The 20,630-nt window shown below is 64.8% G+C and carries 20 protein-coding genes; 14 read left to right on the forward strand and 6 right to left on the reverse strand.

The genetic code is table 11. The features are described 5' to 3' along the window. Window positions 1-37: 37 nt before the first annotated feature. Window positions 38-1,771, reverse strand: coding sequence for an oxalyl-CoA decarboxylase (oxc, locus tag A3AS_RS0101655; RefSeq protein WP_018315864.1), 1,734 nt, complete (start codon window positions 1,769-1,771; stop codon window positions 38-40). 66 nt (window positions 1,772-1,837) lie between these two features. Beyond that, window positions 1,838-2,533 carry a GntR family transcriptional regulator gene (locus A3AS_RS0101660; protein ID WP_161966556.1) on the reverse strand — a complete coding sequence of 232 codons (696 nt, stop codon included), beginning with the start codon at window positions 2,531-2,533 and terminating at the stop codon, window positions 1,838-1,840. Window positions 2,534-2,884: 351 nt separating this feature from the next. On the opposite strand from A3AS_RS0101660, the gene A3AS_RS0101665 reads away from it, so the two are divergent. The 11 genes from A3AS_RS0101665 to A3AS_RS0101715 all read left to right on the forward strand — a co-directional run bounded on the left by A3AS_RS0101665 (window position 2,885) and on the right by A3AS_RS0101715 (window position 16,193). Continuing rightward, on the forward strand, window positions 2,885-5,014 hold the full coding sequence (locus A3AS_RS0101665) for an acetate--CoA ligase family protein (RefSeq protein WP_018315866.1): 2,130 nt from the start codon (window positions 2,885-2,887) through the stop codon (window positions 5,012-5,014). 201 nt (window positions 5,015-5,215) lie between these two features. Beyond that, window positions 5,216-6,058 carry an IclR family transcriptional regulator gene (locus tag A3AS_RS0101670; RefSeq protein ID WP_026201566.1) on the forward strand — a complete coding sequence of 281 codons (843 nt, stop codon included), beginning with the start codon at window positions 5,216-5,218 and terminating at the stop codon, window positions 6,056-6,058. A 106-nt stretch (window positions 6,059-6,164) separates the two neighbouring features. Continuing rightward, a complete protein-coding gene (locus A3AS_RS0101675) occupies window positions 6,165-7,133 on the forward strand; it encodes a tripartite tricarboxylate transporter substrate binding protein (RefSeq protein WP_018315868.1) in 969 nt (322 codons plus the stop codon). Continuing rightward, on the forward strand, window positions 7,130-7,615 hold the full coding sequence (locus A3AS_RS0101680; protein WP_018315869.1) for a tripartite tricarboxylate transporter TctB family protein: 486 nt from the start codon (window positions 7,130-7,132) through the stop codon (window positions 7,613-7,615). The genes A3AS_RS0101675 and A3AS_RS0101680 overlap by 4 nt, the downstream gene beginning before the upstream one ends. After that, the gene (locus A3AS_RS0101685; RefSeq protein WP_026201567.1) at window positions 7,615-9,114 is read left to right on the forward strand and encodes a tripartite tricarboxylate transporter permease; all 1,500 of its coding nucleotides are present in this window, start codon (window positions 7,615-7,617) and stop codon (window positions 9,112-9,114) included. Before A3AS_RS0101680 ends, A3AS_RS0101685 begins: the two co-directional genes overlap by 1 nt. 54 nt (window positions 9,115-9,168) lie before the next feature. Further along, complete coding sequence (locus A3AS_RS0101690) at window positions 9,169-9,966, forward strand: NYN domain-containing protein (protein ID WP_018315871.1); 798 nt, start codon at window positions 9,169-9,171, stop codon at window positions 9,964-9,966. Between the two features lie 85 nt (window positions 9,967-10,051). Next, the gene (locus A3AS_RS0101695; RefSeq protein ID WP_018315872.1) at window positions 10,052-11,854 is read left to right on the forward strand and encodes an adenine deaminase; all 1,803 of its coding nucleotides are present in this window, start codon (window positions 10,052-10,054) and stop codon (window positions 11,852-11,854) included. 152 nt (window positions 11,855-12,006) lie between these two features. Further along, window positions 12,007-13,797, forward strand: coding sequence for a glyoxylate carboligase (gene gcl, locus A3AS_RS0101700; protein ID WP_018315873.1), 1,791 nt, complete (start codon window positions 12,007-12,009; stop codon window positions 13,795-13,797). Window positions 13,798-13,811: 14 nt separating this feature from the next. Next, a complete protein-coding gene (gene hyi / locus A3AS_RS0101705) occupies window positions 13,812-14,597 on the forward strand; it encodes a hydroxypyruvate isomerase (protein ID WP_018315874.1) in 786 nt (261 codons plus the stop codon). A 211-nt stretch (window positions 14,598-14,808) separates the two neighbouring features. Continuing rightward, window positions 14,809-15,696 (forward strand): 2-hydroxy-3-oxopropionate reductase, encoded by an 888-nt coding sequence (locus A3AS_RS0101710; protein ID WP_018315875.1) that lies wholly within the window; start codon window positions 14,809-14,811, stop codon window positions 15,694-15,696. A 113-nt stretch (window positions 15,697-15,809) separates the two neighbouring features. Next, a complete protein-coding gene (locus A3AS_RS0101715; RefSeq protein WP_018315876.1) occupies window positions 15,810-16,193 on the forward strand; it encodes a DUF1236 domain-containing protein in 384 nt (127 codons plus the stop codon). Window positions 16,194-16,238: 45 nt separating this feature from the next. Here the strand turns inward: A3AS_RS0101715 and A3AS_RS0101720 are convergent, their stop codons facing one another. From A3AS_RS0101720 to A3AS_RS0101730, 3 genes are all read right to left on the reverse strand, one after another. After that, a complete protein-coding gene (locus tag A3AS_RS0101720; RefSeq protein WP_018315877.1) occupies window positions 16,239-16,616 on the reverse strand; it encodes an antibiotic resistance protein VanZ in 378 nt (125 codons plus the stop codon). Between the two features lie 77 nt (window positions 16,617-16,693). Further along, window positions 16,694-17,290, reverse strand: coding sequence for a thiamine pyrophosphate-dependent enzyme (locus A3AS_RS0101725; protein ID WP_026201568.1), 597 nt, complete (start codon window positions 17,288-17,290; stop codon window positions 16,694-16,696). Window positions 17,291-17,298: 8 nt separating this feature from the next. Then, window positions 17,299-17,856, reverse strand: a complete 558-nt coding sequence (locus tag A3AS_RS0101730) for a thiamine pyrophosphate-binding protein (RefSeq protein WP_018315879.1) — start codon at window positions 17,854-17,856, stop codon at window positions 17,299-17,301. Between the two features lie 253 nt (window positions 17,857-18,109). Between A3AS_RS0101730 and A3AS_RS0101735 the strand changes: the two genes are divergently transcribed. The 3 genes from A3AS_RS0101735 (at window position 18,110) to A3AS_RS0101745 (ending at window position 20,045) form a co-directional block, all read left to right on the forward strand. Further along, complete coding sequence (locus tag A3AS_RS0101735) at window positions 18,110-19,159, forward strand: hydroxyacid dehydrogenase (protein WP_018315880.1); 1,050 nt, start codon at window positions 18,110-18,112, stop codon at window positions 19,157-19,159. 114 nt (window positions 19,160-19,273) lie between these two features. Next, window positions 19,274-19,711, forward strand: coding sequence for a flagellar basal body rod protein FlgC (locus A3AS_RS0101740; RefSeq protein WP_018315881.1), 438 nt, complete (start codon window positions 19,274-19,276; stop codon window positions 19,709-19,711). A gap of 121 nt (window positions 19,712-19,832) precedes the next feature. After that, window positions 19,833-20,045 (forward strand): hypothetical protein, encoded by a 213-nt coding sequence (locus tag A3AS_RS0101745; protein WP_018315882.1) that lies wholly within the window; start codon window positions 19,833-19,835, stop codon window positions 20,043-20,045. Between the two features lie 3 nt (window positions 20,046-20,048). Here A3AS_RS0101745 and A3AS_RS0101750 read toward each other — a convergent pair whose 3' ends face one another. Next, window positions 20,049-20,624, reverse strand: a complete 576-nt coding sequence (locus A3AS_RS0101750; protein WP_018315883.1) for a GNAT family N-acetyltransferase — start codon at window positions 20,622-20,624, stop codon at window positions 20,049-20,051. Window positions 20,625-20,630 lie beyond the last annotated feature (6 nt).

Genomic DNA, 20,630 nt, shown 5'->3' on the forward strand with positions numbered 1-20,630 from the left:
CCGCCAACCGCAGGGAATTAAGGGTTGAGGGGTGGACTTACTTCTTCTTCTGCAGAACGCTCTGCGGATTGAGGTTGCCGATGCGGCCGCTCTCCGAGCCCGCGGCCGGATCGATCACCGCGTTGATGAGCGTCGGCTTGCCGGACTTCATGGCTTCGTTGACGGCACGCTTGAGCTCGTCCGGCGAGGTGGCATTCACGCCGACGCCGCCGAAGGCTTCCATCATCTTGTCGTAGCGCGCGCCCTTGACGAACACCGTCGTCGCCGGATCGGCGTTGGCGCCGTTGACGTCGGTGCCGCGATAGATACCGTCATTGTTGAAGATGACGACGCAGATCGGCAGATTGTAGCGGCAGATGGTCTCGACCTCCATGCCGGAGAAGCCGAAGGCCGAGTCGCCTTCCACTGCGAGCACGGGGTGACCGGTCTCGAGCGCGGCGGCAATCGCCTGGCCCATGCCGATGCCCATCACGCCCCAGGTGCCGACGTCGAGACGCTTGCGCGGGCGGTACATGTCGATCACGCCGCGGGCGAGATCGAGCGTGTTGGCGCCTTCGTTGACGAGGATCGCCTCGGGGTACTCCTTGATGACGTTCTTCAGCACGCCGAGCGCTCCGTGATAGTCCATCGGCGATTTGTTGTTCATGAGCTTCGGCGCCATCTTGGCGACGTTCTCTTCGCGCTTGGACGAGATCGCCTTGGTCCATTCGGCGGGCGGGGCGGTCCAGCCCGTACCCATCGCCTGATTGAAGGCAGAGACGACCGAGCCGATGTCGCCGACGACGGGCGCGACGATTTCGACGTTGGAGTCCATCTCGCGCGGCTCGATATCGACCTGGATGAACTTCTTGGGCGCTTCGCCCCAGCTCTTGCCCTTGCCGTGCGAGAGCAGCCAGTTCAGCCGCGCGCCGATCAGCATGACGACGTCGGATTCCTTCAGCACGGTCGAGCGGGCCGCACCGGCGCATTGCGGATGGGTGTCGGGCAGGAGGCCCTTGGCCATGCTCATCGGCAGGAAGGGCACGCCGCTCTTCTCGACGAAGGATTTGATCTCTTCGTCGGCCTGCGCGTAGGCCGCGCCCTTGCCGAGGATGATGAGCGGACGCTTTGCGCCCTTCAACACGTCGAGCGCACGCTTGACCGAAGCGGGCGAGGGGATCTGCGCGGGCGCAGCGTCGATCACCTTGACCAGCGACTTCTGGCCGGCATCAGCGCTCATCACCTGGCCGAACAGCTTTGCCGGCAGGTCGAGATAGACGCCGCCCGGACGGCCCGAGACCGCAGCGCGGATGGCGCGGGCCAGGCCGATGCCGATGTCCTGGGCGTGCAGCACGCGATAGGCCGCCTTGCACAGCGGCTTTGCGATCGCGAGCTGGTCCATCTCTTCGTAGTCGCCCTGCTGCAGGTCGACAATCTCGCGCTCGGACGAGCCCGAGACCAGGATCATCGGGTAGCAGTTGGTGGTGGCGTGGGCGAGCGCGGTGAGACCGTTGAGGAAGCCGGGCGCGGAGACCGTGAGGCAGACGCCGGGCTTCTTGGTGAGGTAGCCGGCGATGCCTGCGGCGTAACCGGCGTTCTGCTCGTGGCGGAACGAGATCACGCGGATGCCCTCGGCCTGCGCCATGCGGCCCAAATCCGTGATCGGGATGCCCGGCACATTATAGATGGTGTTGATGCCGTTCAGCTTGAGCGCGTCGATGACGAGATGGAAGCCATCCGTCAGCTCCTGCTCGGTGCCCGGTGCCTCGGACTTGGTCGCGGTATTCAGCATGGGCCTTGTCTCCCTGGTCTCATATAGCGGGGCGAATTGTTCGCCCTTCTGGTGAACGTTGCTTGGTTACGTGAACAGTTCCTGGCCGTGCGCTTCGACGTAAGCGGCAAGGCCGAGAGTGTGGTCGCGGGCGCGCTTCTCGGCGAGCTCGGTGTCGCGCGCCTCCAGTGCTTCGATCATGCCGAGATGCTCGGGCAGCGAGGTCGCGGTGCGGTCCTTGCGTCCGATGGTCAGCTGGCGATAACCGCGCACGTGCAGCAGCAGGTCGTTGGTGAGATCGACCAGCACCGGAGATTCCGACAGCGAGATCAGCGCCTGGTGGAAGGCGATGTTGGCGCGCGAATATTCCTCGACGTGATCCTCGGGCAGGCGATCCTTGCCGAAGTCCTTGAAGTAGTCGCGCAGCGCCGTGATGTCCTTCTTGCGCGCCGTGGTGGTGATGAGGCGCGCGGCCATGCTCTCCAGCGCCGCCCAGGCGCGGATCATGTCGACGATCTCGCTCTTGGTCCTGCGCACCACCATGATGCCGCGGCGCGGCACCGTCTTCACGAAGCCGTCCTGCTCGAGCATCGCGATGGCTTCGCGGATCGGGGTGCGGCTGACACCCAGACGTTCGGACAGCGCGCGCTCGTCGAGCATCACCGGCTCGGGCGTCGAATAGATGTCCATCCTGAGGATGGCTTCCTTCAAGGCGTCATAGGCCTTGTTCTTGAAGCTGCTCTCCGGGGCAATACGAACGATTGCGATATCTGCCTCGGCCATGTTCGGCAACGCCTTGGTTGGTTTCCGCAGTGACACGACGAATCTCCTCCAGTGGGAGTCGTCTTTTACAGGATTATTAACGGGAAAGTTTTTGGCATACCACATGCCAGAATGTCAAGCTGGCTATTTTTTGCGGCGTTCCAAGCAATGCTGCAGCTTGACAAGTTGGCTTCTGGCATACCAAATGCCATCGCCAGCCATTTTTGATCCACGGCGGCGGAGTAGTCTGGCGCTTATGCCGCTCCGTTCCGCGGAATGGAACAGAGCGCGGCGAATGGCAAGCATCACGGGCAGCCGCAAAACCACGCGCGCGCTTTGAAAAGAACGAACTGAGGTCAAGGGAGAAGCCACATGTCCAATTCCAAAGAAGCCGTCCGCAAGGTGCTTGACCAGGTCAAGGCGGACAACCGCACCAGCCTGACGGCCCCGGAAGGCAAGCTGGTCTGCGACGCCTATGGCATTCCGGTGCCGAAGGAGGGCGTGGCGAAGTCGGCGGGCGAGGCCGGCAAGATGGCCTCGTCGATGGGCTTCCCGGTCGTGATGAAGATCGTCTCGCCGGACATTCTCCACAAGACCGAAGCCGGCGGCGTCATCGTCGGCCTCAAGACCGCCGAAGAAGCCGAGAAGGCCTATGAGACCATTCTCGGCAACGCCAGGAAATACAAGGCCGATGCCAAGATCGACGGCGTCCAGGTGCAGCAGATGCTGGCTGGCGGCACCGAGGTCATCGTCGGCTCGATCACCGACGGCTCGTTCGGCAAGCTCGTCGCCTTCGGCCTCGGCGGCGTGCTGGTCGAGGTGCTCAAGGACATCACCTTCCGCCTCGCGCCTGCGACCAGGGAAGACGCGCTCTCGATGCTCGACGGCATCCAGGCACATGAGATCCTGAAAGGCGTGCGCGGCGGCGAGCCGGTGAACCGCAACGCCCTCGCCGATGTCATCGTCAAGGTCTCGCAGCTCGTCACCGATTTCCCTGAAATCGTCGAGCTCGACCTCAATCCGGTGTTCGCGACGGCGAAGGGCGCGACCGCCGCCGATGTGCGCATCGTCGTCGACTTCGCCTATGTGCCGAAGCCGAAGCCGCGCCCGACCGAAGAGATTGTCGCGGCGATGAGCCGCATCATGCAGCCGAAGGCGGTCGCCGTGGTCGGCGCCTCCGCCGAGGACGGCAAGATCGGCAACTCCGTGATGAAGAACCTCATCAACGGCGGCTACAAGGGCGACATCTATCCGATCCACCCCAAGGCCGCCGAGATCCTCGGCTACAAGGCCTATAAGAGCGTCAAGGACGTGCCTGGCGTGATCGACACGGCGGTGTTCGCGATCCCCGCCAAGTTCGTCGCTGCGGCGCTCACCGAATGCGGCGAGAAGAAAATCCCGGGCGCGGTGCTGATTCCGTCCGGCTTTGCGGAGGCCGGCGCGCCCGAGCTGCAGGCCGAGATCGTCGAGGTCGGCAAGAAGTACGACATCCGCCTGATGGGGCCGAACATCTACGGCTTCTACTATACGCCGGCCAATCTCTGCGCGACCTTCTGCACGGCTTACGACGTCAAGGGCCACGCGGCGCTGTCGTCGCAGTCGGGCGGCATCGGCATGGCCATCATCGGCTTCTCGCGCTCGGCGAAGATGGGCGTCTCGGCCATCGTCGGCCTCGGCAACAAGTCCGATATCGACGAGGACGATCTGCTCGCCTTCTTCGAGCAGGATCCGAACACCAATCTGATCGCGCAGCACTGCGAAGACCTCAAGGACGGCCGCGCCTTCGCGGAAGCCGCCAAGCGCGTCTCCAAGAAGAAGCCGGTCGTCGTGCTCAAGGCCGGTCGTACCTCGGCTGGTGCCAAGGCGGCCTCGTCGCACACCGGCGCGCTCGCCGGTAACGACAAGATCTACGAGGACGTCCTGGCGCAGTCCGGCGTGATCCGCGCTCGTTCGCTGCGGCAACTGCTCGAATTCGCCCGCGGCGTGCCGGTGCTGCCGACGCCGAAGGGCGAGAACGTGTTGATCATCACCGGTGCGGGCGGCTCCGGCGTGCTGCTGTCGGACTCCTGCGTCGACAACGGCCTGTCGCTGATGTCGATGCCGGCGGATCTGGATGCGGCCTTCCGCAAGTTCATCCCGCCGTTCGGGGCTGCCGGAAATCCTGTGGATATCACCGGCGGCGAGCCGCCGATCACCTATGTCAACACGGTGAAGCTCGGCCTCTCCGATGAGCGCATCCATTCGCTGATCCTCGGCTACTGGCACACCATCGTCACGCCGCCGATGGTGTTCGCCCGCAACATGGTCGAGGTGAAGAAGGAGATGGAGGCGAAAGGCTTCGTGAAGCCGATCGTCGCCTCGCTCGCCGGCGACGTCGAGGTCGAGGAAGCCGCCGAATATCTCTACCAGAACGGCATTCCGGCCTACGCCTACTCGACCGAGCTGCCGGTCGAGGTGCTCGGCGCCAAGTACAAATGGGCGCGCGGGGCAGGGCTGCTCTGAGTATGACGACCTTCGCCTCTCCTCGGTTGCGGGGAGAGGCCGGAATTTGCGCAGCAAATTCCGGGTGAGGGGGACTCTCCGCGAGTCTGACTGCTGCCGTCCTTGCGGAGGCTCCCCCTCACCCTGACCCTCTCAGAGCGAGCGGAGCTCGTCTCGGCCCCGCAAGCGGGGAGAGGGGAAGAAGAACGAATGCAGGTCGCGATGAGCAAGAACGTGATCCGGCGCAAATCGCTCGAGCCTCGATCGGCATCGGAGGCCGATAACGACACGCGCGACGGCGGCGTGCAGTCCGTCGATCGCGCGCTGTCGATCCTGGAAACGCTGGCCGAGGACGACGAAGGCTATCGCCTCAGCGATCTGGCGGTGCGCACCGGCCTGTCGGCTTCCACGGTGCACCGCCTGCTGGCGACGCTGGAAAGCCGCCGCTTCGTGCAGTTCGACCGCACCGAATCCAAATGGCACGTCGGCTCGCGCGCCTTCACGGTCGGCGCGAGCTTCGCGCGGCGGCGTAATTTCTCCACGCAGGCGATTCCCTACTTGCGCAAGCTGCGTGATCTCACCCGCGAGACCGCCAATCTCGCCGTGGTCGACGATGAGTTCATCATCGTGCTGACCCGCATGGAGAGCCGCGAGATCATGCGCTCGCTGACCCAGGTCGGCGGCCGCGTTCCCATGGTGACGTCGGGCGTCGGCAAGGCCGTGCTCGCAACCTATTCCGATGAGGACGTCGGCGCCGTCATCCGCCATCACGGCATGCCCCGGCTGACCGAGAAATCCATCGTGCGGCCGAGCGACCTGTTCAAGGAGCTCGAAAAAATCCGCAAGCAAGGTTTTGCGCTCGACGATGAAGAGGCCTGCATGGGGCTGCGCTGTATTGCCGCAGTGGTCTACAACGACTGCGCCGAGCCGCTTGCGGCGATTTCCGTCTCAGGCATGACCAGCCGCCTGACCGACGACAGGCTGCCGGAGATCGGCCAGATCGTGCGCGAGGTCGCCGGCGAGCTGACCGTCGCGCTCGGCGGGGTGATGCCGATACCGCGCTAATTGGGGAACCCGGGCACTGTCGCTGGACAGCATCGGCCGTTTTGGCTGATATGCGACCAAACGACACAATGCGGCAAACGTCCGCATGAGCCTGGAGAGCGTCCTTATGTTCCAATTTTCCGCGCGCCTTGCCGGCGCAGCCGTCGCGCTGACCCTTGCGGCAGCGACGCCGTCCCTTGCCCAGCAGCTCGAGCTCAAGCTGATGGCGCCGGCGGCCCCGGGCGGCGGCTGGGACCAGACCGCGCGCTCGATGCAGCAGGCGCTGGTGGCGGCGGGCGTCGCGCGCAGCGTGCAGGTCACCAACGTTCCCGGCGCTGGCGGCAGCGTCGGCATCGCCCAGTTCGTCAATGGCGCCAAGGGCGACGGCAACCAGCTGATGGTCAACGGCTTCGTCATGGTGGGCGCGCTCGCCATGAACAAGTCGCCGGTGACGCTCGAGCAGGTGACGCCCATCGCGCGCCTCACCGAGGAAATCCAGGTAATCGTGGTTCCCGCGAATTCGCCGATCAAGACCGCGCAGGATCTGGCCGCCGCGGTGAAGGCCGATATTGCCAAGGTGACTTTCGCCGGGGGCTCGGCCGGCGGCGTCGACCATGTGATGGCGGCGTTGTTCGCCGGTGCCGTCGGCGCCGACGCCAAGAAGATCAACTACATCCCGTTCTCCGGCGGTGGCGAGTCGCTGGCTGCGATCCTCGGCGGCAAGGTCACCGCGGGCATTTCGGGGCTCAGCGAATATGAAGGGCAGATCAAGTCCGGCAAGCTGCGCGCGATCGGCGTGACCTCGGAGAAGCGCATCTCCGGCAGCGAAATCCCGACCTTCAAGGAACAGGGCATCGACCTCGTGATCGCCAACTGGCGTTCGGTGGTGGCGCCTCCCGGCATCACGCCGGAGCAGCGCAAGACCTTGAGCGATGCGGTCGAGAAGATGGTGAAGTCGGACGCCTGGAAGGAAATCCTCAAGCAGAAGGGCTGGGAAGACGCCTATCTCGGCGGTGACGCCTTCGCCGACTTCCTGAAGAAGGAAACCGTGCGCGTCACCGACGTGCTGAAATCGGTCGGCCTGGTCAAGTCATGACCTCGGGCGATCCGGCCCAGCCGCCGCGGCGCGTCGATCGCGCCGGCATCGTCATCGCTGCACTGCTCGCAGGTCTCGCTGCGTTGCTGGTCTTCGACGCCCGCGGCCTGTCATCCACCGCGATGTACGGCATGGGGCCGGAGGCGATGCCGGTCGTAGTCGCCAGCGGCCTCGCGCTGCTCGCGATCGGCAATTTCATCGACGCGCTGCGCGGCAATTTGCCGGCGCGCGAGAGCGCCGATCCGGTGCCCGTGGTTCTGATCCTCATCGGCCTTGCGCTGCTGATCGCCATCATCGGCTTTGGCGGCGGCTTCATCCTGGCAACGTCGGCGCTGTTCGTGACGACGTCGGCCGCCTTCGGCCGCCGCGCCATCCTGGTAGATTCCATCATCGCCCTCGTGATGTCGACCCTGATCTATCTCGCGTTCGACCGGCTGCTCACGCTCAGCCTTCCGACCGGCCCGCTGGAGCGACTGCTGTGATGGACACTTTTGCCGCGCTGGCCCACGGCATGGCGGTCGCCGTTCAGCCGATGAACCTGCTTTACGCGCTGATCGGTGTGTTCCTCGGCACTGCCGTGGGCGTGCTGCCCGGCATCGGCCCCGCCCTGACGGTCGCGCTGTTGCTGCCCGTCACCTATAAGCTCGACCCCGGCGGTTCGCTGATCATGTTCGCCGGCATCTATTATGGCGGCATGTATGGCGGCTCGACCACCGCGATCCTGATCAACACGCCCGGCGAGAGCGCCTCGATGGCGACTGCGCTCGAAGGCAACAAGATGGCCAAGGCCGGCCGCGGCGGGCCAGCGCTTGCGACATCCGCGATCGGCTCCTTTGTCGCCGGAACCATCGCCACCATCGGTCTGGCCTTCCTCGCGCCGTGGCTGGTCGATTTCGCAGTGCGCTTCGGCCCTGAGGACTATTTCGCGCTGATGTGCGTCGCCTTCGTCACGGTGTCGGCGACCTTCGGCGATTCCCCGGTTCGCGGCCTGACCAGTCTGTTCATCGGTCTGACGCTCGGTCTCGTTGGCATCGACAAGCTGACGGGGCAGGCGCGGCTTGCGTTCGGTGTCCCTGAACTGCTCGACGGCGTCGAGGTGACGACGCTGGCCGTCGGCCTGTTCGCGGTCGGCGAGGCGCTCTATGTCGCGTCGCGACGCCACCACAGCGAGGAGAAGCTCGAGCCGGTGCGCGGCTCGCTGTGGATGACCAAGGAAGACTGGAAGCGGTCGTGGAAGCCGTGGCTGCGCGGCACGATGTTCGGCTTTCCGATCGGCGCGCTGCCGGCGGGCGGCGCGGAGATCCCGACCTTCCTGTCCTATTCGACCGAGAAGCGGCTGACGAAACACCCCGAAGAGTTCGGCAAGGGCGCGATCGAAGGTGTCGCGGGGCCGGAAGCCGCCAACAACGCCTCCGCCGCCGGCACGCTGGTGCCGCTGCTGACGCTCGGGCTGCCGACCTCGGCGACGGCAGCGATGATGCTGGCGGGCTTCCAGCAATACGGCCTCAACCCGGGGCCGCTGCTGTTCGCCGAGCGGCCTGACTTGGTGTGGGGCCTGATCGCCAGTCTGTTCATTGCCAATTGCATGCTGCTGGTGCTGAACCTGCCGCTGGTCGGCCTCTGGGTGCGGCTGCTCGCAATCCCGCAGCCGTGGCTTTATGCCGGCATCCTCGTGTTCGCGACCATGGGCACCATCGCCGCAAAGCCGTCGGTGGTCGAATTGTCGATGCTTGCCGGCTTCGGCGTGCTCGGCTTCCTGATGCGCCGGTTCGATTTTCCAATCGCGCCCGTCGTGGTCGGCCTGATCCTGGGCCCGATCGCCGAGAGCCAGTTGCGCAGGGCGCTCGCGATCAGCCTCGGCGATCCCATGACGCTGCTGCAGAGCCCGATCTCGGCGACGCTGCTGGCGCTGGCCCTGATCGCGCTGCTGGCGCCGTTTGTGCTGAAGGGGCTGGGCCGGTTCAAAGCGACCGAAGATTAGTCATCCCGGCGCACGCGTCTTTTGATGCCGCGTCCATCCGTAGGGACATGCCCCATGCCGTCAGAACTTCGCTCGCCCCGTCTCGCCGTCCTGATCGATGCCGATAATGCGTCGGCGAAAATCGCGGACGGACTGTTCGAGGAGATCGCCAAGATCGGCGAGGCCAGCGTTCGCCGCATCTACGGCGACTTCTCCAATGCGCGGTCGAAGGGATGGGCCGACATTCTGTCCAAACACGCCATCATCCCGCAGCAGCAATTTGCCTATACGACGGGAAAGAATGCATCAGACATCACGCTGGTCATCGACGCCATGGACCTGCTTCACAGCGGCCGGTTCGACGGCTTTTGCCTGGTGTCATCGGACAGCGATTTCACCCGGCTTGCCGCCCGCATCCGGGAGCAGGGCATCGATGTCTTTGGGTTTGGCGAGCAGAAGACACCCGAAAGCTTCAGGCAGGCCTGCCGCAGATTCGTCTATACGGAGAACCTGCTCGCCGGCACTGCGACCACCCAGGACGCATCCTCACGCTCAGCGCCGCTTCAGCCGCCCGATGCCGCCACGCCCATCATCAAGAAGGTCATCACCCAGATGGAGAGCGAGGACGGCTGGGTCGCGCTCGGTGAAGTCGGACGGCAGCTCGCCAATCTCGCTTCCGATTTTGATCCGAGGACCTACGGCTTCCGCAAGCTGAGCGACCTCGTGCGGAAGACGAATTCGTTCGAGATCGATGAGCCGAAGGGCCGGTCGATGCGGATTCGGGTCAAGCCCATTGCTGCACCGCCGGCAAGAACGCGGAACCCGCGCCGGCCTGCCAGGTCGGGGGCAGGCGGCGCGGCGCCTAAGGCGTAAGCAGGGCGTGCCGTCATATTTGCACTTGCCCGGTTTGGTGCAGGGCGTAACCATCGCCGGGCCGTAACGCCGCGCGAGGGTCCCGATGCCCAAACTCACCCGCTTCACCGTCGCCCCGCTGCATGCGATGACCCGGCGCCTGGCCGACGTCGCTTCCGCTCGCCTCGCGCCAGATCTGGTCATCACCGGCGCGCGGATGCTCTCGACCTATTCGGAACGCATTCATCCCGGTCGGGAGATCTGGATCACCGGCGGGCGCATCGCGGCGGTGAAGCCATCAGGTGCGGCGAAGAAAATCTGGCCCAGCGTGCCGCTCTACGATGCCGCTGGCGGCATCGTCGCGCCGGGCCTGGTCGATCCGCACATCCACATCGAATCCTCGATGGTGACGGCCTGCGCCTATGCCGAGGCCGCGCTGCTCAACGGCACCACCACGATCTTCTGCGACAGCCACGAGATCGGCAATGTCATGGACGTCGCCGGTGTCGAGGCGATGCTGGAGGACGCGCGCGAGGCGCCGCTCTCGATCTTTTTGACGGTGCCGAGCACGGTGCCGGCAACGTCGGCCGAATTGGAAACGGCCGGCGGCGACCTCACACCGGACAAGATCGCCGGCCTGTTCGACCGCTGGCCCGAAGCCGTGGGGCTTGGTGAGAAGATGGATTTCGTGCCTGTCACGATGGGCGACGAGCGCAGCCATGCCATCCTTGCGGCCGCCTTGAAGCGGGGACGTCCGGTGTCCGGCCACGTCTACGGCCGCGAATTCGTCGCGGCCTATGCGGCGAGCGGTGTCAGCGACACCCATGAGGCGATCGAGCGCGACATCGCCGACGATCTGCTCGATGCCGGCGTCTGGGTATTCCTGCGCGGCGGACCGCCGACGACGCCATGGCATTCGCTGCCGCAGGCGATCCGCACCATCACCGAGCTCGGTGCGTCGCACAAGCGCACGGCCGTGTGCACCGACGACCGCGACGCCGACGATTTGCTCATGTTTGGCCTCGACTGGGTGGTGCGCGAAGCCGTGAAGGCCGGGATGTCACCGGAGCAGGCCTGGTCGATGGGCTCGCTGCATGGCGCTACGCGCTTCGGCATGGATGGCGACATCGGTGGCCTCGGCGGCGGCCGCCGCGCCGACCTCGTGCTGATGGACGACCAGCTCAAGCCACAATGCACCTGGTATGGCGGCGAGCTCGTGGTCGAGAACCGCAAGATCACCGGGCTGCTCGATCAGGCGCTGTCGCACCGCTATCAATATCCAAAGGCGGCTTACGCGACGGTGAAGCTGCCGAAGAAGGTCAAGCTGACGCCGGATCTCCCGGCGAAGGCCTGCACCGTCAATGCCATCAAGACGGCGCTGCCGGGCATCACGCTGATCCATGACAAAGTCGCGATCGAACCCGCCACTGACTGGCCGTCTTTGTTCGCGCGCTACGGCCTCTGCTTCGTCACGGTCATCGAGCGCCACGGCAAGTCGTCCGGCAACGTCGCTTATGGACTGCTGAAGGACTTTGGCCTCAAGCGCGGCGCGGTCGCCTCCAGCGTCGGACACGACAGCCACAACATCATTGTCGCCGGCACCAACGAGCCCGATATGCAAGTCGCGATCGCGGCCATCAAGGACCTGCAGGGCGGCGTCTGCGTCGTCGCCGATGGCAAGGTAAGGGCGCTGGTTCCGCTACCGATCGCGGGGCTGCTCTCGGACAAGCGCGTCACGGAGGTGGCCGAAGAGGTCAAGGCGTTGAAGAAGGAATGGGCCGAGGCCGGCTGCACCATTCCCTATATGGGCTTCAATTTGATTCCCCTATCGGTCATTCCGGAAATTCGCATCACCGACAAGGGCCTCGTGCTGGTGCCGCAGATGGAACTGGCGCCGCTGTTCGAGTGATCCGCTTTCACGCGACTCTCGATCTAACCGTTTGAGACGCCCAAGATTTTTCCGCGGCTGCCACATCGTGGAAAATAAAATCGATCTCGTTGAGATCGCATCACGCGCACCCGATGATCTCGCTCGCTGACTTGAACCGAGCGAGGTCCGATATGGCGAAGATGCGAGCTATCGATGCTGCCGTGCGAATTCTGGAAAAGGAAGGCATCTCCACCGCCTTCGGAGTTCCCGGGGCCGCGATCAATCCGCTTTACTCGGCGCTGAAGAAGCGCGGCTCGATCCACCACATTCTGGCGCGGCATGTCGAGGGTGCCTCGCACATGGCCGAGGGCTATACGCGCGCCAAGGCCGGCAATATCGGCGTCTGCATCGGAACCTCGGGGCCGGCTGGCACCGACATGATCACCGGGCTCTATTCGGCGATCGCCGATTCCATTCCGATCCTCTGCATCACCGGGCAGGCGCCGCGGGCGCGGCTCTACAAGGAAGATTTTCAGGCCGTCGACATCGAGTCGATCGCAAAGCCCGTGACGAAATGGGCCGTTACCGTGCGCGAGCCGGCGCTGGTGCCGCGCGTGTTCAGCCAGGCGTTTCATGTCATGCGCTCGGGCCGGCCCGGGCCGGTCCTGATCGACATGCCGCTCGACGTGCAGCTGGCCGAGATCGAGTTCGACGATGAGACCTATGAGCCGCTGCCCGTCTACAAGCCCGCTGCCACGCGAAAACAGGTCGAGAAGGCGCTGGAGATGCTCAACGCCGCCGAGCGTCCGCTGATCGTCGCGGGCGGCGGCATCATCAACGCCGATGCGTCCGACCTCCTGGTCGAATTCGCCGAGATCGCCAACGTTCCTGTGGTGCCGACGCTGATGGGGTGGGGCGCGATCCCCGACGATCACGTGCTGATGGCGGGCATGGTCGGCCTTCAGACCAGCCACCGCTACGGCAACGCCACCATGCTGGAATCCGACTTCGTGCTCGGCATCGGCAACCGCTGGGCCAACCGCCACACCGGCTCGGTCGAGACCTACACCAAGGGCCGCACCTTCGTGCATGTCGACATCGAGCCGACCCAGATCGGGCGCGTGTTCAATCCGGATCTCGGCATCGTCTCGGACGCCAAGGCCGCGCTCGAGCTGTTCGTCACCGTCGCCAGGGAGTGGCGCCGGTCAGGCAGGCTCCGCGAGCGCCAGGCGTGGCCCGCGGCCTGCCGCGATCGCAAGAAGACGATGCTGCGCAAGAGCCACTTCGACAACGTCCCGATCAAGCCGCAGCGCGTCTATGAGGAGATGACCAAGGCCTTTGGTCGCGACACCTGCTATGTCACCGTGATCGGCTTGTCGCAGATCGCCGGCGCCCAGTTCCTCGGCGTCTACAAGCCGCGCAACTGGATCAATGCCGGGCAGGCGGGTCCGCTCGGCTGGACGCTGCCCGCCGCGCTCGGCGTGCGTGCGGCGTGCCCGGATCGCGACATCGTCGCGCTCTCCGGCGACTACGACTTCCAGTTCCTGATCGAGGAGCTCGCGGTCGGGGCGCAGTTCAATCTGCCCTACATCCACGTCGTCGTGAACAATTCTTATCTCGGCTTGATCCGCCAGGCCCAGCGCGGCTTCGAGATGGACTATCACGTCCAGCTCTCTTTCGAGAACATCAACGCGCCCGAGATCGGCGTCTACGGCGTCGACCACGTTGCGGTCGCCGAAGGCCTCGGCTGCAAGGCGATCCGCGTCACCGATCCGAAGGACGCGCAGGCCGCGTTCGCGACCGCGCGCGAGCTGATGGCCAAGCACCGCGTGCCCGTGGTGGTCGAGTTCATCCTCGAACGCGTCACCAACATCGCGATGGGAACGGAGATCGACAACATCGTCGAGTTCGAGGAGGTGCTGGACCTGCCGCTCGACGAGGTCGAGCGGGCGCGCCCAGGCGTGCTGCAGCCGGCGGAATAGGGAAGGACCTCATCATGCCGAAATTCGCCGCCAACCTCACCATGCTCTTCAACGAGATGCCGTTCCTCGACCGCTTCGCAGCGGCGAAGGCGGCGGGCTTTTCCGGGGTCGAGTATCTCTTTCCCTATGATTTCGACAAGGCGCAGCTGCGCGAGCAGCTGGAAGCCCATGGTCTGACGCAGGTGCTGCACAATCTGCCGGCCGGAAATTGGGCAGGGGGCGAGCGCGGCATTGCGATCCTGCCCGATCGCACCGCTGAATTCCGCGACGGCGTGTTTCGCGCCATCGACTATGCCAAGGCGCTCGATTGCGAGCAGCTCAATTGCCTCGTGGGTATTGCACCTGTGAATGCCGATCCGCGCGAACTGAACGAGACGCTGGTGGGAAATTTGCGCTTTGCGGCCTCGACGCTGGCGCGCGAGAACATCAAGCTGCTGGTCGAGCCGATCAACACGCTCGACATTCCCGGCTTCTTCCTCAACGGCACCGAGCAGGCGATACAGCTGATCTCCGAGGTGCGGTCGAACAACCTGTTCGTCCAGTACGACATCTATCACATGCAGATCATGGAGGGCGATCTCGCCCGCACCATGCAGGAATATCTGCCTGAGATCGCGCACATCCAGCTCGCCGACAATCCGGGCCGCCACGAGCCCGGCACCGGCGAGATCAACTATCCCTTCCTGTTCCGCCATCTCGACGCGATCGGCTATCGCGGCTGGATCGGCTGCGAATACAAGCCGCGCACCACGACGCTGGAAGGGCTGTCCTGGCACGCCGCGCAGACCTTTGAGACCTGAGAACGCACCCACAGCGACGGTGCGCTCCCTCTCTCGCTTGCGGGGGAGGGCTGGGGTGGGGGTATCTCCGCGAAAAGATTCGATCGAGATGCGCTGAAAGACCCCAAGCGGATAGAGCCCCCACCCGGCGCTACGCGCCGACCTCCCCCGCAAGCGGGAGAGGTGCACCGAGCTTGTGGATCGACTTAGCCTAAATCTGGAGGAATGAGACATGACCAACATCGGCTTCATCGGACTTGGCACCATGGGACGGCCGATGGCCGGCCATCTCCTTAGCGCTGGCCATCGTGTTCTCCTGCACGATGTTGCGCCGGTTGCGGCTGAGCTGATTTCCGCGGGCGGCATCGCCTGCAAGTCGGCCAAGGAAGTCGCGGAGGGCGCGGATGCCGTCATCATCATGGTGCCGGATACGCCGCATGTGGAAGCGGTGCTGTTCGGCAAGGATGGTGTTGCGAGCGGTATCTCGAAAGGCAAGATCGTCGTCGACATGAGCTCGATCTCGCCGCTGGCGACGAAGGAGTTCGCCAAGAAGATCGAGGCGCTCGGGGCGGATTATCTCGACGCGCCGGTGTCGGGCGGGGAGGTCGGCGCCAAGGCGGCGAGTCTCACCATCATGGTTGGCGGGCCGGAGCGGGCCTTTGGCACCATGAAGCCGGTGTTCGACAAGATGGGCAAGAACGTCACTCACGTCGGCGCCAATGGCGACGGGCAGACGACGAAGGTTGCCAACCAGATCATCGTCGCGCTGACGATCGAGGCGGTGAGCGAGGCGCTGTTATTTGCATCCAAAGCCGGGGCCGATCCGGCGCTGGTGCGCAAGGCGCTGATGGGCGGCTTTGCCTCCTCGCGCATCCTCGAAGTGCACGGCGAGCGCATGGTGAAGCGCAATTTCGATCCTGGTTTCCGCATCGAGCTGCACCAGAAGGATCTCAATCTCGCGCTCGAGGGCGCGCGCACGCTCGGCCTGTCGCTGCCGAGCACGGCGGTGGCGCAGCAATTGTTCTCGGCCTGCACCGCGCATGGCGGCAAGGGCTGGGATCATTCCGCGATGGTGCGGGCATTGGAACTGATGGCAGGCCACGAGATCGCGGCGGCCTGAATTGTTACGCGGTAACAGTCTCCAGTTTTGAAGCCTCTTCGACACGGGGGAACCGGAACAATGCTCCGGCCCCGCGGTTGAAGGCGCAGGACAATCACTGGAGACAAAACAACATGAAAACCCGTCTTGCGATTACGTTGGCTGCAGCGTCGCTGCTGGCGTCGAGCGCAGCCTTTGCTCAGTCGACGACCGAACAAGGCGCCAGGGACGGCGCGCGTGCTGGTGGCGACATCGGCGGACCGATCGGCGCGATGGTTGGCGGCACCGTTGGTGCGGCCGTCGGAGCCGGCCTCGAGATTCCGAATGCGGTGCTGGGCGGAATCCCGCGGAGTGACTCCGTCGTGGTCGAGGAGCGCGTCGTGGTGGGCGAGCCGCTGCCGCCGACCGTGGTGCTCCGCCCCGTACCGAACTACACCGAGTATCGCTATGCGGTCGTGAACGATCGCCGCGTGATCGTCGAACCGCGCACGCGTCGCGTCGTCAAGATCATCGACTGATCCAGGCCGACCACAGGCGTGGAGAGAAAAGGGCCCTGCGGAGTTCTACTCCGCGGGGCTTTCGCTTGCTGCAGAGGGGCTTGCGAGAAAGCGTGTCACAACCCAATCGGTGATCGCCGCGAGCGCAAAGCCAAGGCAGGCCGTCAGCGCGTCGACCAGAAAATCCTCCAGCCGGGCGTGGCGTCCGGGTGCCCAAAATTGCATCAGTTCGAGCACGCCAATCAGGACGACTGCGGCCCCCGCGCCCAGCAGGCGCCGCCGCGGATAGGCAAGGCCGAAGGCCAGCCCTACCAGGATGAATGCGAGAGCGTGTTCGCCGTCCTGGCCGAGGTCGGAATGGGGCCGCAGGCCAGGGGGACCGAGGGTGGCGAAAGTAACGGCGGCCGCGAGCAGCCAGGCAAAGGAACGGATCAAAATGGACATCCGGTTCGCTTAGCACAGATTGGCAGCGGGCCGGTACAGTCCCTCCATCAGATCGCTGTGTAGTTAATGACAAAAAGTTAAAGCGGCTCGCGCACGCCAAGCCCGTGCATGAAGCGCTCCCGGATTTGTACGGGATCGCGCCTTGTGGTGCCGACGCCCGGCTTGTCGTCGATGCGGACCGCGATCAGGCTCGGCTCGGCGGCGGACATCGCCGTATCGACCAGGCGCTCGAAATCCTCCTCGTCCGCAGCCCAGGCGCTATTCGCAAGGCCGGAGCCTGCGGCGATGGCAACGATATCCGCGACGCTGGCCGCGGGTGTCGGCTGTGCGCCGGTAATCTGATAGATGCCGTTGTCCATCACGATCATGATGAGGTTTTTCGGCTTCAACGTCGCGATCGTCGAGAGTGCGCCGAGCTGCATCAACAGCGAGCCATCGCCTTCGAGCGCGAAGACGCGGCGGTCGGGCTGCGCCAGCGCCACGCCGAGCGCGATCGGGAAGGCGAGCCCCATGCTGCCCAGCATGTAGAAATTCTGCGGGCGATGCCCGGCGGCCCAGAGGTCGAAATTGGTGTTGCCGATGCCGCCGATCACGGCTTCCTCGTGCTTGAGCTTTGCGATTAGGCGCGAGGTCACATCGAACCGGTTCATCACCTTGGTATTGCCAGTGTTCATGGCGGCGCTCACTTGTCGAAAACCTTGCCGCCGGTGAGCAGCGGGTTGAGGATCAGGGCCACCGGCGCCTGTGTCGTGACGGCCTGCTTGATCGAACGGTCGGCGATGAATTCGAGCTCGTCGAGCCGGGTGATGGTGTGGTGCTCCAGCGCCAGCGAATCCAGCACCGGACGCATGGTGCGGCAGACCAGCGACTGGCCGTAGTTGAACTCGCCGAGCGTGCCGCGCTCGGACACGAACATGATCAGCGGGATCTGGTAGGGCACCGCGAGCGAGGCGAGCACATTGGCGAGGGTGGCGAAGCCGGAGGTCTGCATCAGGACCGCGCCGCGCCGCCCACCCATCCAGGCGCCCGAGACGATGCCGACGGCTTCCTCCTCGCGAGCGGTGGCGAAGGTGGTGAAGAAGGGATCGGCGTGCAGGTTCTTGATCAGGGGCGTCAGCACCCGGTCGGGCACGTAGGGAATGAGGCTGATCTCGTTGCGCTTCAGGGTTTGCAGGACGATGCCGTGCCAGCTCTGGTCACCGGACGCCTGTCCCTGCGTCTGCTGTTCCGCAATCGCCATTGCGTTCTCCCTTGGCGTATTTTCTTGGGCCGCGCATGCTTCTTGGTTCTGGCCGTCGCGGCGATCGGTCGAACTTGACGGAGCAGGCGGGATTGTCAACATGTCCGGGCCGCACCGTGATCTGCGCTGGACGGCCTGCCGCGGTCGGCGCCGCCATGTCATAAGCGGCGACAACGAGAAAACGGGAGGGGGCACGGACGGGCGCGCATCGCGCCGACCTTGCGGATCTCCCTGGAGAGCCGGAAGGGTCCTGATGTCCGTCAACAGCAAGCGCGTCTTCTACTCCAATTATTTGGCCAATCCGATCTATGTCGACATCCTGAAGGCGCGGCCCGACGTTCGGCTCGACCGCATCGAGAACGGGAGTCCCGAAGATGTCTACGCGCCGATCCTGAATGCGGCGCACGTTTACCAGATCGGTGCCGCCCGGGACGAGCTCGCCCCGCATTTCCATGTCGATGCCACCTTCCTGAAGCGGACGCCGAACCTGCTGCTGGTCTCCAGCAATGGCGCGGGCTTCGACCCTGTCGACGTCGAGGCCTGCACGGATGCGGGCGTGCTGGTCGTCAACCAGTCCGGCGGCAATGCCCATTCGGTTGCCGAGCACGCGCTGGCGATGATGCTGACCTTGTCCAAGCGCATCATCCAGTCCGACCGCCGCCTGCGCCGCGAGCGCGACGTCAACCGCAATGATCTGGTCGGCAACGAGGTCGAGCACAAGACCGTCGGCATCATCGGCCTCGGCAATGTCGGCCGCCGCATCGCCGCGCTGTGCAAGGGCCTGCTCGGCATGAAGGTGCTGGCCTACGACCCGTATTTGTCGGCCGAAGTGATGGCCGAACGGGGCGGCGAGAAGGTCGAGCTCGACGAGCTGTTGCGCCGCGCCGATTTCGTCTCGATCTCCTGTCCGCTCGACAAGGGCAGCCGCAACATGATCAGCACGCGCGAGTTCGGGCTGATGCAGCCGCATGCGTATTTCATCACCACGGCGCGCGGCTTCATCCATGACGAGGATGCGCTGCTCCAGGCCCTGCGCGACAAGCGTATCGCCGGTGCCGGCCTCGACGTCTGGTCCAAGGAGCCGCCACCGCCGGAGCATCCGCTGCTCCAGTTCGACAACGTGCTGGCGAGCCCGCACACCGCGGGAGTGACCATCGAAGCGCGCCAGAACATGGGGCGGATCGCGGCCGAGCAGGTGCTGGACACGCTCGACGGCAGGCGCCCGCCGCGCATCATCAATCCCGAGGTCTGGCCGCGTTATGCGGAGCGCTTCAAGCAGGCTTTTGGCGTGACGCCGGGGTAGGGCGCGAAGGCTCAGCGCGCTCCGATCATTGGTTACCACGACGGAAAGGCAAAGCGCCGCATCTTATCGAGCGGGTAAGTGAACGCGTATCAGTTGTCCTGTAGTTGAAAGTCCATGAGCATATTTTCGATTGCGACATCCGGACTTTCGGTGGCGAGTTTGCGCGTGAACGTTGCCGCGAGCAACATCGCCAATGTTCAAACGACCGGCCCGCTGCCGGGGTCGGGCGGGTCGAGCCCATCGGCCGTTACAGGCAGTCCGGGCATTGCTCCGACATTTCCCGCGGCTTACGTGCCATTGCGCGTCGACCAGGTCGACCAAACGCCGGGCGGCACGATCGCGAAGGTGTCGACGGTATCGCCGAGCTATACCGCGCAATCCGACCCAAGCGCTCCCTTCGCAAACCAGGATGGGCTGGTCGCAGCGCCGAATGTCGATATCGCCAGCGAATTCGTTCAACTGGCGGCAGCCAAGTACAGCTTCATTGCCAATGCGAAAGTCATTCAGGCTTACGCGGAAACGACAGAGTCGCTTCTCGACATCACCACATGAGGGCGGACTGCTGCCTGGATGGGCGGCGGGAACCTTGCCGGTCCTTGATCCGCGTCAAAATCTCCTTCCCCGGTCCGGCTTAAATGGGATTAGAGTGCGGCCGGGGCAGCAGGGAGGTCCCATGTCAACCTATGTCGTCAAGTTCATGAAAGATGTGCTCGGCGAGTACGGCCGGCAGAGCGAGATTTGCCAGGGTACGCTGGAAATCGACGCCTCCGACGAGGACGAGGCCAGGGAGCGGGCGAAGGCCAGGTTCTGCAAAGACCAGGCCCTGCATCACTGGTCGCTGCATGCCGACCGCATCCATGTGAGAGCGGCCGACTTTCCGTCCTGAGGTCTACCGGCCCGGCGCCACGAGGGGTGGGGGCGCCGTGGTCCCCGCGCCGAGCGATCGCTGCACCATGACGGTGTCGGACCAGCGGCCGTGGCGATAGGCCACGCCGCAAAGCAGGCCGGCGCGCGCGAAGCCGAACTTCTCGTGCAGCGCCAGCGAGGGCGCGTTGTCGGCGTCGATATAGCCGATCATCTGGCGGAAGCCGGCCGCCGCACAAGCATCGATCAACTCGTGCAGCAGCAGCCGTCCGACCCCGCGGCCGAGCTGCTCGTGGTGGACGTAGATCGAGTGCTTGGCCGTGTAGCGATAGGCCGGGCGCTTGCGGAACAGCACGGCATAGGCATAGCCGACCACCTCGCCGCGAAACGTCGCGACCAGATGCGGCAGGCGGATCTGCCTGAGGTTCTTGCGCCGGTCGCGCAGATCGTCCGGCTCGGGCGCACCGGTTCCCTCGATGTCGCGCGCCACGCCGTTGCGGACGTGATGGCGGTAGATCGCCAGCATCGCCTCGACATCGCTGTCGCGTGACGGTCTGACCAGGACGGGTTCGTCACTCGCGCGCGCCGCTGTTTCGTTCATTCGCAC

It is taken from the genome of Bradyrhizobium sp. WSM2793, assembly GCF_000379585.1.
In the GTDB taxonomy this organism is placed as follows: Bacteria; Pseudomonadota; Alphaproteobacteria; order Rhizobiales; family Xanthobacteraceae; genus Bradyrhizobium.